This is a genomic window from Modestobacter versicolor (assembly GCF_041028285.1).
Taxonomy (GTDB): Bacteria; Actinomycetota; Actinomycetes; order Mycobacteriales; family Geodermatophilaceae; genus Modestobacter; species Modestobacter versicolor_A.
In genome coordinates this window covers 485,298-499,408 of sequence record NZ_JABGDB010000001.1, presented here as the reverse complement: position 1 = coordinate 499,408, position 14,111 = coordinate 485,298, and the positions used below count along the sequence as shown (strand labels likewise).

General features: G+C 76.1%; 15 protein-coding genes. 6 read left to right on the top strand and 9 right to left on the bottom strand.

Features of this window, described 5'->3' with window-relative positions:
• Positions 1-39: 39 nt before the first annotated feature.
• The 6 genes from HL054_RS02605 to HL054_RS02580 form a co-directional block, all read right to left on the bottom strand.
• Positions 40-291, bottom strand: a complete 252-nt coding sequence (locus HL054_RS02605) for a hypothetical protein (RefSeq protein ID WP_369137146.1) — start codon at positions 289-291, stop codon at positions 40-42.
• 47 nt (positions 292-338) lie between these two features.
• Positions 339-956, bottom strand: coding sequence for a class F sortase (locus tag HL054_RS02600; protein WP_369137145.1), 618 nt, complete (start codon positions 954-956; stop codon positions 339-341).
• The gene (locus HL054_RS02595) at positions 950-1,927 is read right to left on the bottom strand and encodes an ice-binding family protein (protein WP_369137144.1); all 978 of its coding nucleotides are present in this window, start codon (positions 1,925-1,927) and stop codon (positions 950-952) included. Before HL054_RS02595 ends, HL054_RS02600 begins: the two co-directional genes overlap by 7 nt.
• Positions 1,928-2,092: 165 nt before the next feature.
• Positions 2,093-3,157 (bottom strand): FAD-dependent oxidoreductase, encoded by a 1,065-nt coding sequence (locus HL054_RS02590; protein WP_369137143.1) that lies wholly within the window; start codon positions 3,155-3,157, stop codon positions 2,093-2,095.
• 46 nt (positions 3,158-3,203) lie between these two features.
• Positions 3,204-3,968 (bottom strand): class I SAM-dependent methyltransferase, encoded by a 765-nt coding sequence (locus tag HL054_RS02585; protein WP_369137142.1) that lies wholly within the window; start codon positions 3,966-3,968, stop codon positions 3,204-3,206.
• Positions 3,965-4,993: a methylenetetrahydrofolate reductase C-terminal domain-containing protein gene (locus HL054_RS02580; RefSeq protein WP_369137141.1), complete on the bottom strand. Its 1,029-nt coding sequence runs from the start codon at positions 4,991-4,993 to the stop codon at positions 3,965-3,967. Before HL054_RS02580 ends, HL054_RS02585 begins: the two co-directional genes overlap by 4 nt.
• Positions 4,994-5,135: 142 nt before the next feature.
• On the opposite strand from HL054_RS02580, the gene HL054_RS02575 reads away from it, so the two are divergent.
• Positions 5,136-6,095, top strand: a complete 960-nt coding sequence (locus tag HL054_RS02575) for an anti-sigma factor RsbA family regulatory protein (protein ID WP_369137140.1) — start codon at positions 5,136-5,138, stop codon at positions 6,093-6,095.
• A gap of 13 nt (positions 6,096-6,108) precedes the next feature.
• Here the strand turns inward: HL054_RS02575 and idi are convergent, their stop codons facing one another.
• Entirely contained in the window at positions 6,109-6,654 is a 546-nt protein-coding gene (gene idi / locus HL054_RS02570; RefSeq protein WP_369137139.1) for an isopentenyl-diphosphate Delta-isomerase, read from the bottom strand.
• A 94-nt stretch (positions 6,655-6,748) separates the two neighbouring features.
• Between idi and HL054_RS02565 the strand changes: the two genes are divergently transcribed.
• The 3 genes from HL054_RS02565 to HL054_RS02555 are packed head-to-tail and all read left to right on the top strand — an operon-like array spanning position 6,749 to position 9,804.
• The gene (locus HL054_RS02565) at positions 6,749-7,585 is read left to right on the top strand and encodes an alpha/beta fold hydrolase (RefSeq protein WP_369137137.1); all 837 of its coding nucleotides are present in this window, start codon (positions 6,749-6,751) and stop codon (positions 7,583-7,585) included.
• Between the two features lie 20 nt (positions 7,586-7,605).
• The gene (locus HL054_RS02560; protein WP_369137136.1) at positions 7,606-8,694 is read left to right on the top strand and encodes a DNA glycosylase AlkZ-like family protein; all 1,089 of its coding nucleotides are present in this window, start codon (positions 7,606-7,608) and stop codon (positions 8,692-8,694) included.
• A gap of 30 nt (positions 8,695-8,724) precedes the next feature.
• Complete coding sequence (locus HL054_RS02555) at positions 8,725-9,804, top strand: NAD-dependent epimerase/dehydratase family protein (RefSeq protein WP_369137135.1); 1,080 nt, start codon at positions 8,725-8,727, stop codon at positions 9,802-9,804.
• A 75-nt stretch (positions 9,805-9,879) separates the two neighbouring features.
• On the opposite strand, the gene HL054_RS02550 is transcribed toward HL054_RS02555, so the two are convergent.
• On the bottom strand, positions 9,880-10,734 hold the full coding sequence (locus tag HL054_RS02550) for an aldo/keto reductase (RefSeq protein WP_369137134.1): 855 nt from the start codon (positions 10,732-10,734) through the stop codon (positions 9,880-9,882).
• Positions 10,735-10,895: 161 nt separating this feature from the next.
• Between HL054_RS02550 and HL054_RS02545 the strand changes: the two genes are divergently transcribed.
• Positions 10,896-12,161, top strand: a complete 1,266-nt coding sequence (locus HL054_RS02545) for an MFS transporter (RefSeq protein ID WP_369137133.1) — start codon at positions 10,896-10,898, stop codon at positions 12,159-12,161.
• Complete coding sequence (locus HL054_RS02540) at positions 12,154-12,753, top strand: histidine phosphatase family protein (protein WP_369137132.1); 600 nt, start codon at positions 12,154-12,156, stop codon at positions 12,751-12,753. Before HL054_RS02545 ends, HL054_RS02540 begins: the two co-directional genes overlap by 8 nt.
• A gap of 139 nt (positions 12,754-12,892) precedes the next feature.
• Here the strand turns inward: HL054_RS02540 and HL054_RS02535 are convergent, their stop codons facing one another.
• The gene (locus HL054_RS02535; RefSeq protein ID WP_369137130.1) at positions 12,893-13,972 is read right to left on the bottom strand and encodes an EAL domain-containing protein; all 1,080 of its coding nucleotides are present in this window, start codon (positions 13,970-13,972) and stop codon (positions 12,893-12,895) included.
• Between the last annotated feature and the right edge of the window lie 139 nt (positions 13,973-14,111).

Sequence of the window (14,111 nt, the reverse complement as noted above, 5' to 3'; positions counted from 1 at the left end):
CCCAGCCGCTGAGCACCCCGCCGCTGGGCACCCGGCCGCTCAGCGGTCGGTGAACTCCGCGTCCAGGCCGTCCTGGTTGGCGCCGCCGCTGCCCGGCAGCGGGGCGTCGTCGGCCACCGCGGCGGCGACCTCGGGCGAGTCCTCCAGCGCCGGCTCGGCCGTGCCGCCGGCCGGCTTCTTCAGCTCCTTGAGCAGCTTGCGCTCGTCCTTGGCCAGCGGTCCGGTGCTCCGCTCGCCGGGGGTGCCCTCGTCGTTGCCGGTGGCCATCGCGGTGTCCGGGAGTTCGCTCATGCCCGGTGTCCTACCTGCCGGACGGTCCCCTCAACCGTCACGGGGCCCTAGCCGCTGGTGACCAGGTCGGCGAAGACGACGGTGTTGTCCAGGTAGCTGGCCGCGGCGCGGTCGAACTCGCCGCCGCAGGTGATGACGCGCAGCCCGGCGTGGTCGAGGTCGGCGTAGACCGCGGCGGTCGGGAACGAGTCCTTCGGGTACTGCCCGACCTCGGTCACCCGGAACAGCGCGGTGCTGCCGTCCTCGCGCTGCACGGTGATCTCGTCGCCGGCGACCACGTCGCGGAGCGCGGAGAAGACCCCGGGCGAGCCACCCCAGTCGACGTGCCCGGCGATGACGGCCGGGCCGCGCTCACCGGGGGTCGGCGCGCCGGTGAACCAGCCGGCCGGGAAGCCGGTCGGCGGCACCTCGAGGGTGCCGTCGGCCTGCAGCCCCAGGTCCATCAGCTCCGAGTCGACACCGATCGCCGGGATCTGCACCCGGACCGGCCGGGAGGCGGCCAGCACGGCGGGCAGGACGGCGGCCGGCGCGACGGTGGTGGGTGCCGTGCTGGTCGTCGGGACGGCGGCCGGTGCGGCGGCGGGCTCGGTGGCGCAGCCGGTCAGGGCGACCGTGAGGCCGACGAGCAGCGCGCCGAGCCCGGCCCGGCGGCGCGGGGTCAGCACCGGGGCGGCTCCGCGGCGGCGTCGGCGGTGCTGCCGTCACCGGTGTCGACCGAGCCGACCGGCACGCGGCCGACCTGGCCGTAGGTGGTGGGGCGGGGCGTGCTGCCGCTCGGCCGGGCGGTCGCCGGCGAGGTGGGGGTCGGCTCAGCCGTGGGGGGGCTCGTCGGAGGCGCCACGACCGGCGGGACGACCGGCGGGACGACCACCGGCGTGACCAGACCGGTCTGGCAGCCGGACCGGATGACCGTGTCGCTGATCAGGGTGACCGCGTCCTGGGCCAGCAGGCGGCCGTCGATGGTCGCGCCGGCGTCGACGGAGATGCTGGTCGTGGCCAGGATCGTGCCCCGGAACGTGGAGCCCGCACCCAGTGACGCCGAGCTGCCGATCTCCCAGAAGACGTTGCAGGCCTGGGCGCCGTTGACCAGCGTGACCGTGCTGCCCGAGGCGGTGGTGAGGCCGGCGGTGGCGCGGAAGACGAAGACCGAGTCGTAGCTCCCGCCGCCGTCGAGCAGCAGCGGTCCGGTGAGCGCCAGGTCCGATCCCGACGTGTAGACGCCCGGGCCCAGCGGGCTGGACAGCGCGAGGTTCGCGGTGCCGACGTCGGTGGCCGGGGTCTGCCCCCGGGCGTTGGTGATCGCCGCGGCCAGGCCGGCCAGGCCGGCGCCGACGTCGTTCCGGTCGATCCCCGAGGTGTGCACGATCGAGTCCGCCCCGTTCGGGCCGGTGCCGGTGCTGGTGCTGCCCCCGACGTCGCCGGCGACGGTGGACAGCCCGGTGTTCGTGACCGTCGACCCCAGCACGCCGTAGACGTCGGCTCCGGCGAGCGGGACCGAGGTCGCCGCCTGGGCGGTGCCGGTGAGGCCCGCGAGCACGCCGAAGGTGGTGATCGCGAACAGGCTGGTGGCGGCCGCACCGGTACGGCGGCGTCCGGTCCGGCCGGGAGCACGTGTGGGAGGGCTGACCGACGTCACGTCGGCGCTCCTGTCTCCGGCAGCGGATCGCGCCGGGATCGTGGTGCGCTGAAGACGTCGCCGGCGTGGATGCCGAGCTCGGGGTGCCCTCGGTCAGCAGATTACCCGAGCGTAATCGGTGGATGACGCTTTGTAGTCCCTACGAGTGACGAGCTGCCGCACCGATCAGGTGGCGATCTGCCAACCCGGCACCGGCGCGGCGAGCGTGCGCAGCAGCTCGCGAGCTGCTCGCGGGCCGGCGCGGTTGGCACCGATCGTGCTGGCCGACGGCCCGTAGCCGACCAGGTGCAGCCGCGGCTCGGCGACCACCCGGGTGCCGTCCATGACGATGCCGCCACCCGAGCCGCGCAGGTGCAGCGGCGCCAGGTGGTCCAGCGCCGCCCGGAAGCCGGTGGCCCAGAGCACGGCGTCGGCCCGCACCTCCCGCCCGGGGTCGCCGTCCCAGGCCACGCCGTCGGGGGTCAGCCGGTCGAACACCGGCAGCCGGTCGAGCACGCCGCGGGCCCGGGCCGCCAGCACCGCGTCGGTCTCGACCAGCCCGGTGACGCCGACGACGCTGCCCGGCGGCAGGCCCGCGCGCACCCGCTCGTCGACCAGCGCCACCGCCGCGCGGCCGGCGTCCTCGGTGAAGGCCGCCGTCCGCCAGACCGGTGGCCGCCGGGTGACCCAGGTGGTGGTCGCGACCTCGCTGATCTCGACCAGCTGCTGCACGGCCGAGGTGCCGCCGCCGACGACCACCACGTGCTGCCCGGCGAACTCCGCCGCCCCGCGGTAGTGGGCCGCGTGCAGCTGCCGGCCGCGGAACAGCTCGCGGCCGGGGTAGGCGGGCCAGAACGGCCGGGTCCAGGTGCCGGTGGCGTTCAGCACGCCCCGCGCCGTCCAGCTGCCCGCGCTGGTGTCCAGCACGAACCCGTCGTCGGTGCGGTGCACGGCCCGGACGGCGACGGGCCGGCGCACCGGGAGCCCGAAGCGCCGCTCGTAGTCGGCGAAGTAGCCGGCCACCACCTCGCTGGCCGGGCTGGCGGGGTCGGCGTCGGGCAGCTCCGACCCGGGCAGCGGGTGGATGCGGTGCGCCCGGTCCAGCCGGAGGGAGGGCCAGCGGTGCTGCCAGGCGCCGCCGGGGCCCTCGTCGCCGTCCAGGACGACGAAGTCCGCGCCCGCCCGGTGCAGCGCGTACGCCGCCGACAACCCGGCCTGGCCGGCTCCGATCACCACCACGTCTGCGTGCACGCCCGCTGCAACACCGCGGCCCGGGCGGTCGATACCGGGCGCCCGGTCAGCGGGTGACGGCGGAGACCAGCCAGGGCCGCAGCGCGCCGGAGCCGATCAGCCGGCCGACCCGGCGGGCGTTCTCCTGCGCCTGCTGCCACTCCGGGTCGTCACCGTGCCGGCGTTCCACCTCCGCGTCGACGGCGTCGGCGCGCTGCAGCCACTCCTCGGGGCTGTCGGAGAGGTCGGCGTCGGCGGTGCCGGTGATGCCGAACCCGGCGCCGGCCAGCAGCTGCTCCACCTCCGTCGTCGAGGGGAAGCTGTTGCCGTCGGGCAGCGGGGGCGGCAGCGGCCCGTCGGCGACGAAGACCAGCAGGCCCAGCCGCCCGCCGTCGACCAGCACCCGGCGCAGCTCGGCCAGCAGCGCCGCCTTCTCCTCGGTGGTGCACAGCACCCCGAGGCACCAGGCGACGTCGAAGGCGTCGTCGACGAAGGGCAGCGACTGGCTGAGCGCGACCACCGACGGCAAGCCGAAGAGGCCCCGGCCCGCGCGCACGGCCGGTTCCATCGGCTCGGCGCACACCGGCCGCACCTGCCGCTCGGCGGCCAGCCACCCGGCGGGCCCGCCGACCCCGGCGCCGGAGTCCAGCACCCGGTCGCCGGACCGGACGGCGAGGGCGTCGGCCAGCCAGCGCAGCGCGCCGGCGCTGCCGCTGCCCCGGCACCCGGCCGGCACGGCGTGCTCCGGGCCGAGCGCCCGCACCGCCTCCTCCGTCCAGCCGGCCACCGTGCCGAACTCGGACTCCATCGCCTCGCTGGCGAGCTCGCTCATGCGTCCTCTTCCCGGATCCTCGTGGCCACCGCGGCCTTGACCGCTGCGGCCGTCTCCACGCCGTGGGCCGACGCCAGCCCCGACAGGTTCACCCCCACCACCCCCGGGACGGCGAGCAGCGCGCGGGCCTCGGCCACCGCTGCCTGCACGCCGGCCACGACCGTGTCCGGCGCGGCGAGCACCCGCTCGACCACCGCCGGGTCCAGGCGCAGCCCAGGGAACCGCTGCAGCACCCGGGCCGAGCGCTCGTCGGTGTAGACCGCGACCGAGGCCACGAAGGGCAGCGTGGCGCCGGCGGCCCGCGCCGCGGCGGTGAAGGCCGCCAGCTCCGCCGGCCCGGCCACGTGGTTGAGCACGCACAGCTGCGCACCGGCCCGCTGCTTGTCCGCCACCCGCGTGGGGCGCACCGCGTGCGGCGGCGCACCGGGCGACTCGGCGACCGCCGCGGACAGCCCGGCCGCGGTCGCCAGCGCCGTCAGCCGGGTGCCGTCGAGGTCGAACACCGAGGACACCTCCGGCCGGGCACCGGGCTGCCGCCCGTCGCCGGTCACGCACAGCACCCCGTCGACGCCGACCGCGGCCAGCCCGGCCAGCTCCTGCTCGAGCACCAGGCGGTTGCGGTCGCGGCAGGCCAGCGTCGTCCACGGCCGGCCACCGGCGTCGAGCACCTCCTCGGCCATCAGGCTGGGCGGGAAGTCCGGGCGCCCCTGGTGCTCCCCGATCAGCAGCGCGTCGCTGACCGGGGCCAGCGCCCCCACCACCGCGCGCACCGACGCCCGGTCGAAGGGCGTCACCGTCAGGTCGGTCAGCACGACCGGTCCGCGCCGGGCCCGCTGGAGCAGCCCGCCGGGTCGCGCGGTGGGCGCGGGCAGCCGGGCCGCCGTCCAGCGGGGCAGCGGCGGCGCCAGGAAGACGCAGTCGTGCTCGGCCACCTCGCACCGGCCGTCGTCCCGCACGCCGCCGCACGGCCCGAAGACCATCCGCTTCGGACAGCCCTCCCGGCGCGGCGGGGACGTGGTGGTCACCCCCGGACGCTGACCGCTGCGGCACCCCGCGAAACGCCGGACGGCGCGCTGATCCGGTGTGACCTGGGCCGGGGATGGTTCCCGATCACGACGCGGGGGCACAGCAGCACTGTCGAAGCATCCGACACAGACGGGGAGGTCAGTGGTGCAGCCGAGCCACGACCAGCAGCAGTACCGGCACGTCGGCCACGTGATGGGTGCCGAGGAGTCCGTCGCCACCCTGGTGGCGCCCTTCCTCCGCAGCGCGCTGTCCGCCGGGGAACCGGTGGTGATCGCCTGCCCCGAGCCGGTCGCCGGGGAGCTGGCCTCCGCGCTGGACGGCGCCCGGGACGTGCAGGTGGTGGCGGCCGGGGCGACCGGGCAGCGGCCGCCGGACGCCATCGCCACGATCACCGCGCTCGTCGACCGGGAGCTGCCCGGGGACGGCCGCCGGCTGCACCTGGTCACCGGGCCCGACGGCCGGGACGCCGACTGGTCCACCTGGACGCAGACCGAGGCGCTGCTCAACCACGTGCTGGCGGCGCGCCCCGTCGACCACCTCTGCCTGCTCGCGCCGGCGGACGACGGCTCCGACGGCGGGGCGCTGGCGCGGGCCACCCACCCGTGGCTGCTCACCGACCAGGGCGCCGTGGCCAACGCCGACTACCGGCCGCCGGCAGAGCTGCTCCGGGAGATGCAGCGCGCGCTGCCGCCGGACCCGCTGGAGGAGACCGAGCCGGCGCTGGCCTTCGACGACCTCGACGACATGCGGACGCTGCGCCGGGCGCTGAACGCGGTGCTCGCCGACAGCGCCCTGTCACCGGACGCCGCGCAGGACTTCGTGCTGGCCATCGACGAGGTCACCGCCAACGCCGCCGAGCACGGCATCCCGCCGGTCGACGTGACGCTGTGGTGCTCCCCGGAGCGGCTGCTGTGCGCGATCACCGACCGCGGCGCGGCCTTCGACGACCCGCTGGTGGGCTACGGCCCGGCGCACGGCGACATGGCCGTCGGCGGGATGGGGCTGTGGCTGGCCCGCCGCTCGGTCGACAGCCTCACCGCCTCCCCGGCCGACGGGGCCGGCGAGGGGACGACCGTGCGCCTGGTGGTCAACGCCTCCTGAGGGGGGCCCCGGCTCAGGAGGCAGGCGCCAGCCCGGCCGCCTCGATGAGCCGCGCCTGCTCGCGGCACCAGGGCGACCAGTCGTCGTACTGGGTGGTCTCCTGGCGCGCGCGGAAGTCCGACCAGCCCAGCAGCTCCCACTCCCCCACCTCGGTGGGGTCCGGTGCCGGCGCGCCGGTGAACCGGCCGAGGTAGACCGGGCAGACCTCGTTCTCCACGACGCCGCGGAACTCCGCGCGGTAGCGGTAGGACGGCAGCGCCGGCCGCAGGTCGGCGACGCCGAGGCCGAGCTCGTAGTCGGCCCGGCGGGCGACCGCGTCTCCGTCGGCCTCACCGGGGCCGGGGTGCCCGCAGACCGTGTTGGTCCACATCCCCGGGAACGTCGCCTTCCGCGCCGCGCGCCGGGTGACCAGCAGCCGGCCGTCGTCGTCGAACAGGTAGGCGGAGAAGGCCCGGTGCAGCGGGGTCTCGCCGTGGTGGACCAGCGGCTTCGGCATCGCGCCGATCGCGGTCCCGTCCTCGTCGACCAGCACGATCAGCTCAACCGCTGGGGATGCCACCACGGCCACCATCGTCCCCGACGGGCGGACGGGGCGCGCGGACGGGGCCCGGTCGGCGGGTGTGCGCGCCGGTGGGAGCGGGCACCCCGGGTGGATGGACAGCTTCTCCCGCGGCGACCTGGTCTTCGACGTCCGCGACTCCGGCCCGGCCGACGGCGAGCCCGTCGTCCTGCTGCACGGCTTCCCGCAGGACGCCGGGGCGTTCGACCGGATGGCCCCCGTGCTGCACTCGGCCGGGCTGCGCACGCTCGCCCCCGACCAGCGCGGCTACTCCCCGCGGGCCCGGCCGGCGGGGCGGTCGGCGTACGCCCTGCGGGAGGTGGTGGACGACGTCCTGGCGCTGCTGGACGCGGCCGGGCTCTCCTCCGCGCACGTCGTCGGCCACGACTGGGGCGGCATCGCCGGCTGGGCGCTGGCGGCCTGGCACCCGTGGCGGGTGCGCACGCTGACCGCGCTGTCGGTGCCGCACCCCGCGGCGATGGGGCAGGCCATGGTGCACAGCGACCAGGCGCTGCGGTCGTCCTACATCGGCCTCTTCCAGCTGCCGCGGGTGCCCGAGGGCGTGCTGCTGGCCGGCGGCGGCACGGTGCTGCGCCGGATGCTGACCTCCGGCGGGCTGCCGGCGGACCGGGTCGAGGAGTACGTCGACCGGATGCGCCAGCCGGGCGCGCTCACCGCGGCGCTCAACTGGTACCGGGCCATGCCGGCCGCCGGGCGCACGCCCGTCGGCACGGTGCGGGTGCCGACGCTGCACGTGTGGGGGGACGGCGACGCGTTCCTCGGCCGGGCGGCCACCGAGGCGACCGCCCGGTTCGTCGACGCGCCCTACGCGCTGGAGGTGCTCGAGGGCGTCAACCACTGGATCCCCGAGCTGGCCGCCGAGCGCACCGGAGAACTCGTCACCGCGCACGTCCGCACCCGTTCGTCGTAGGGCGGTCGTACCGTTCCCGCGTGGCTCCCCAGCAGCTGACCCGCGCGGACGTGCTGGCCTCCCGGGTGCGGGCGCACCAGCTCGACCGGGAGACCGGCACCGTCGCAGACACCGCCGTCCTGGACCTCGGCGTGCAGGACACCGGCGCGGACGCCGGCCGCTGGGCGCTCGCCGTCCGCGGCCTGACCGACGTCCGCGCCGACGACCTCGCCCTGGTCTGGACGTTGCGCGGCGCACCGCACCTGTACCGCCGGGCCGAGCTGCCCGGGGTCGCCGCGGCCACCGCCCCGTTCTCCGACGCCGACGCGGCGAAGCGGGTGTTCGACGCCGCGAAGCCGCTCACCGCCGCCGGCATCCCGGTGCTCACGGCGCTGGACACCGTCGCCGCCCGGATGCGCGAGATCGTCACCGTGCCCACCGTCAAGGGCGAGATGTCCCGGCAGCTCACCGCCCTCGTAGAGGAGCCGTACCTGCGGTACTGCCGGCCGTGCGACGCGGTGCACCTCTACGAGCAGCCGTTCCGGCTCGCCGCCCTGCGGGCCGGGCTGGAGCTGCAGCCGGACACCTCTCCCCCGGTGCTCCAGCCGGTCCCCGGGTTCACCCCCGCCGACGTGGTGCCCGCGCACCTGGACGTCGTCCGCGGCTACCTGCGGCTGCACGGGCCGGCGACCCCGCAGCAGGTCGCGGCCTACCTGGACGCCCCGGTGGCCGACGTGCGCGCGCACTGGCCCGAGGACGCCGTCGAGGTCCGGGTCGACGGCGAGCGGCGGTGGGCGCTGGCCGGCGACCTCGACGGGCTGACCGCGGGTCCGGTGCGCACCACCCGGCTGCTCGGCCCCTTCGACCCGTGGCTGCAGACCCGCGACCGGTCACTGCTGCTGCCCGACCCGGTGCGGGCGAAGGACGTGTGGCGCACGCTCGGCCGGCCCGGCGGCGTGCTGGCCGACGGCGAGGTCGTCGGCACCTGGCGGCCGCGCAAGACCGGCAGGCGGCTGCGCGTGCAGGTCGAGCTCTGGCAGGACGTGCCGCTCGCCGCACTGGAGGCCCAGGCGGAGCAGCTGGCCGCCGTCCGCGGGGTCGAACCGGCCGGTGTCGAGGTGAGCGGTTGAGGGGTGCCCGCCACCGGGTAGCCGCAGGGCATGGCTGAGCTTCCCAGCGGACTCCTCCCGGGCATGACCGTGGCGATCACCGGCGCCAGCGGCAACGTCGGCACGGCGCTGCTGCGCCGGCTCGCCGAGGCCGGGGTGGGTGAGGTCCGCGGCCTGGCCCGCCGCCGGCCACCGGAGACCGAGCCCTACGCCGGCGTGCGGTGGTTCTCCGCCGACCTCGGCACCCCGGACAGCGAGCCGGTGCTCGCCGAGTTCCTCGACGGCGCGGACGCGGTCGTGCACCTGGCCTGGGCGCTCATCCCCGACCGGGAGCCCGACGTGCTGCACGCGGTGAACATCGAGGGCACCCGGCGGGTGCTGGCCGCGGCCGGCGCGGCCGGGGTGCCGCACGTGGTGCACATGTCGTCGATCGGCACCTACGCCGCCGGGCCGCAGGACCACCCGGTGCGCGAGGACTGGCCGACCACCGGCATCCCGAGTTCGCAGTACAGCCGGCAGAAGGTCGAGTGCGAGCAGATGGTGCGCGACTTCGACGCCGCGCACCCGCAGACGACCGTGTCGGTGACCCGTCCGACGCTCGTCCTGCAGCCCGACGCCGCCAGCGAGATCGGCCGCTACTTCCTGGGGCCGATCCTCTTCCCGGCCGCCCGCGCGCTCCCCGGCCCGGTGGCCAAGCTGCTCCCCCTGCCGCTGCCGGGCTCGCTGCACCTGGGCTTCGTGCACGCGGACGACGTCGGCGACGCGATCGCCCGGATCCTCGACCGCCAGGCACCCGGCCCGTTCAACCTCACGGCCCCGCCGAACTTCGACGCCGACGGGATCGCCGCCGCGCTGGGCTCACGCCGGGTGCCGGTGCCGGCGGTCGTGCTGCGCACCGGCATGCAGGCGGCCTTCCTGGCGCGGGTGCTGCAGATCGAGCCGGGCTGGCTGGACCTCGGCATCGGGGTGCCGCAGCTGGACACCACGAAGGCGCGCACGGAGCTGGGCTGGGTGGCCCACCACCGCGGCGGCGACCTGCTCCGCGAGTTCGTGGCCGCGCTCAGCAAGGGCGAGGGGCACACCGGCGCACTGCTGCACCCCGGCACCGGCCCGGAGCACACCCCCGCTTGAGACCCCACCACAAGACGGAGATGGCCATCTCCGCCCCCGTCCAGAGGGCGAAGATGGCCATCTTCGCGGTGGTGGCTAGGCCAGCGCGTCGAGCCGGGCCATGTCGTCGGCGGACAGCGTCAGCTGCGCGGCGGCGAGGTTCTCGGTCAGGTGGTCGACCGACTTGGTGCCGGGGATCGGCAGCAGGACCGGCGACTTCTGCAGCAGCCAGGCCAGCGCGACCTGGGAGGGCGTGGCGTCGAGCTCCTGCGCGATCGCGGCGACCGGGCTGTCGGGCTTGGCGAGGTCACCGGTGGCGATCGGGAACCACGGGATGAAGGCGATGCCCTCGGCCTCGGCGTAGTCGAGCACGTCCTGGCTCTGCCGGGTGGTCAGGTTGTAGAGGTTCTGCACGCTGGCGATCTCGGTGATCTCGCGGGCCGCCTTCAGCTCCTCGACGGAGACCTCCGAGACGCCGATGTGCCGGACCTTGCCCTGCTCCTTGAGCGCGGCGAAGGCGCCGAGCTGGTCGGCCAACGGCACCTCGGGGTCGATCCGGTGCAGCTGGACGAGGTCGATCCGGTCGACCCGCAGGTTCCGCAGGGAGAGCTCGACCTGCTGGGTGAGGTACTCGGGGCGGCCGCAGACCGGCCACTCGCCGGGTCCGGTGCGGAGCAGGCCGGCCTTGGTGCCGATGACGAGCTGCTCCGGGTACGGGTGCACGGCGTCGGCGATGATCTGCTCGCTGACCTGCGGGCCGTAGGAGTCGGCGGTGTCGATGAAGTCGACGCCCTGCTCGACGGCGGCGCGGACGACGGCCAGCGCGCCCTCCCGGTCAACGGGCTGGCCCCAGACGCCGGGGCCGGTCAGCTGCATGGCGCCGTAGCCGAGGCGGTGGACGGTGAGGTCGCCGCCGAGGTCGAAGGTGGTCGTGGCGGTGGCGGTGGTCATGGGGCTCCTCGAGAGGTCGGACGTCGGGCTCGTGCTGCCCAGGACTCGTGGTGCACAACCGAGTGCCCCGGCCGGCCCTTCCCGCGGGCAGCCGATGTGACCCGGTGCACGGCCGCCCACCCCGCTGCCGGCCGGGCCGACCGGCGGAGGAAGGTGGACTGGTGCAACGAGGACGACGGGCGGGTGCGGCGGTCCTGCCGGTCCTGCTGCTGACGGGTGTGCTGCTGGTCGCGCTGAACATGCGCGGACCGCTGGTGGCGATCGCCCCGGTGGTCGACGACCTGCGCCGCGACCTCGACGTCACCGCCGGCACGGTCGGCCTGCTGACCAGCATCCCGGTGCTCTGCTTCGGTCTCGCCGCCCCGCTGGCCTCGCTGCTCATCGCGCGCACCGGCGTCCACCGCGCGGTGCTGGTGTCCATGGCGGGGGTGCTGGCCGGCACGCTGCTGCGCTCGCTGGGCTCCCCGGGCACCGCCATCGCCGGCACCGTCGTCCTGGGGCTGGCGATCACGGTGGCGAACGTCGTCGTCCCGGTCGTGATCGGCCGCGACTTCCCCGGCGCCACCAACGTCGTCACCGCCGCCTACACCGCCGCGCTGAACCTCGGGTCCACGCTCACCTCCGCCCTGACCGCGCCGCTGGCCGAGGTGGTCGGCTGGCAGGCGGCACTGGCGTCGTGGGGCCTGCTGGTCGCGGTCGCCGCCGCCGTGTGGACCGCGGCGCTGCGCCGGCAGGTCGCCCGGGCGGCCGCCGCGGAGGCCGCCGGCAACGCGCCTCCTCCTCCGCCGCCGCCCGGCCCGACCCGCTCGGTGTGGCGGCGGCCGGTCGCCTGGGGCCTGACGCTCGCGTTCGCCGGGCAGGCCTTCGCCTACTACGGGACGACGGCGTGGCTGCCGACGCTGCTCGCCGACGAGAACGGCATGACCCGGGCCGCCGCCGGGATCAGCTCCTCGCTGTTCCAGGTGCTGGCGATCGTCGGTGCGTTCGCCGTCCCGGCGCTGGTGGCCTGGTGGCAGCGGCCGTCGCTGGTGCTGCTCGCGATCACGGTCGTGTGGGCGACGCTGCCGGTGGGGCTGCTGCTCGCGCCGTCGCTGTGGGCGCTGTGGTGCTGCCTGGCCGGGATCGCGCAGGGCGGCGGCCTCACCGTCGTCTTCATCGCCATCGTGCGGCGGTCCGGCGACCTGACCGAGAACCGCCGGCTGTCGGCGATGGTGCAGGGTGGCGGGTACGTGGTGGCCGCGACCGGGCCGCTGGTGCTGGGCGCGGTGCACGACGCGACCGGGGGCTGGAGCGTCCCGCTGCTGGTCGTCCTGGGTGCCGTGGTCGTGATGGCCGTGGCCGGCACGGCGTCCGCCGGTGGCCGGATCGACGACGAGGACGAGGCGGGGCCGGTACCGGTGCCCGCAGGAGAGGACCGACGTGGGTGAACTGGTGGTCGTCCGGCACGGGCAGACCGAGTGGAGCACGAGCGGGCAGCACACCGGGTCGACCGACCTGCCGCTGCTGCCCGGCGGTGAGGAGGACGCCCGCCGGCTGCGGCCGGTGCTGGCGGCCCGCGACATCACGCACGCCTTCGTGAGCCCGCTGACCCGGGCCCGGCGCACCGCCGAGCTGGCCGGGTTGTTCGACGGCGGCATCGAGACCGCGCTCGAGCCGGACCTGGTCGAGGTCGACTACGGCCGCTGGGAGGGCCGGACCACGCCGCAGATCGCCGAGGCCCTCGGTCACCCGTGGTCGCTGTGGCAGGACGGGACCGAGCCCGGCGAGACCCCCGGTGAGTCGCTGGGGCAGGTCGCCGAGCGGGTCGACCGGGTGCTGGAGAGAGCCCGGCCGCTGCTCGCCGACGGGGACGTCGCGCTGGTCGCCCACGGGCACGTGCTGCGCATCCTGACCGCGCGCTGGCTCGGCTTCGGCCCGGAGCGGGGGGCGCTGTTCCCGCTGGCGACGGGGCGCTACGGCGTCCTCGGGCACGAGCACGACTGGCCCGCGCTCACCGGCTGGAACGTCGGCTGCGCGTAGCGGGCGCGCGCCGGCTTTGGATCAGGTCCCTGATCAAACGCCGTCCTCCCGCAGCAACGTCGGTGCGGGAAGACGGTCTTTGATCAGGTCACCTGATCCCGGGGGCACCCACCACGCGCGGACGGCGGACGGCGGCGGGTCAGGCGAGGACGAGTTCGGGCTCGGACTCCGGCTCGGGGCGCACCGGCCGGCCGAACAGCCAGCCCTGCCCGAGGTCGGCGCCGACGGACCGCGCCTGGTCGGCCATCTGCTCGGACTCGACGCCCTCGGCCACGACCACCCCGCCCTGCAGGTGGGTGAGCTCGCAGAGCGCCCGGGCGATCGCCTGCGGGCCCGGTTCGGCCAGCCGCGCGACGAGCGCCTTGCTGAGCTTGACCACGTCGGGCCGGACGACGGAGACCAGCGCCAGGCTCGACCAGCCCACGCCGACGTCGTCCAGCGCGACCCGCCAGCCCAGCGAGCGGTGGTGCTCGAGCACCGAGAGCAGGTGGCCCCGGTCGGTGACGGCGTGCGAGGCGACGACCTCGAAGACGAGCTGGCGGGGGTCGATGCCGCTGTCGTGCACGGCCCGCTCGGTGGTGGCCAGGCAGACCGAGGGCCGGTGGATCGCGGCGGGGTCGGAGTTCACGTAGAGGTCGGCGCTGCCCAGCCAGCCGGCGGCGCCGGCGATGGCAGCTTCCCGGGCCAGCCGGTCCAGCCGGCGCAGCCAACCGGCCCGCTCGGCGAGGAAGAACAGGTCGCCGCCGCCGACCTCGCGGCCGTCGACCCGGCCGCGCAGCAGCGCCTCGTGGCCCACCATCCCGCCGGAGGTCAGCGACATGATCGGCTGGTAGACCGGCCAGAGCACGGCGTCGGTGAGCAGCGACATCTCCACCGTCACGCCACGGCGGGCGAGCTCGACGGCCAGCGAGGGCGCGGTGAGCAGGCGGGTGGCCAGCGCCACGCCGTCCGCGGGCGGGTCGGCGGTGATGCGCACCGCCTCGGTCTCGGCCGCGGTCAGCTCCCGGGCCAGCCGCTGCAGCAGCCGGTCGATCCGCCGGCCACCGTCGTCGTCGACGATGTCGAGCAGCCCCGGCGCGGTGCCGATCCGCAGTCCCATCGCACCGGCCACCCGGGAGATGCTCGGCAGCACGTGGCTGAGCGAGCTGGCCAGCAGCAGCCGGCGGGCACGCTGCGGGGTGTCCCACGAGGGACGCACGACGTCGACAGGACCGTTCACGTCTGCAGGATGACCGACCGTAGGCAACCCCTCACGCAGGCGCGCGGGAGGCGGCCCGGCGAGCAGTGGGACGGTCGTCCCAGTTGGTGGCCTCCGACACGGGCCGACGCGTTCAGTTGAATGATCAACTCGGCTACAG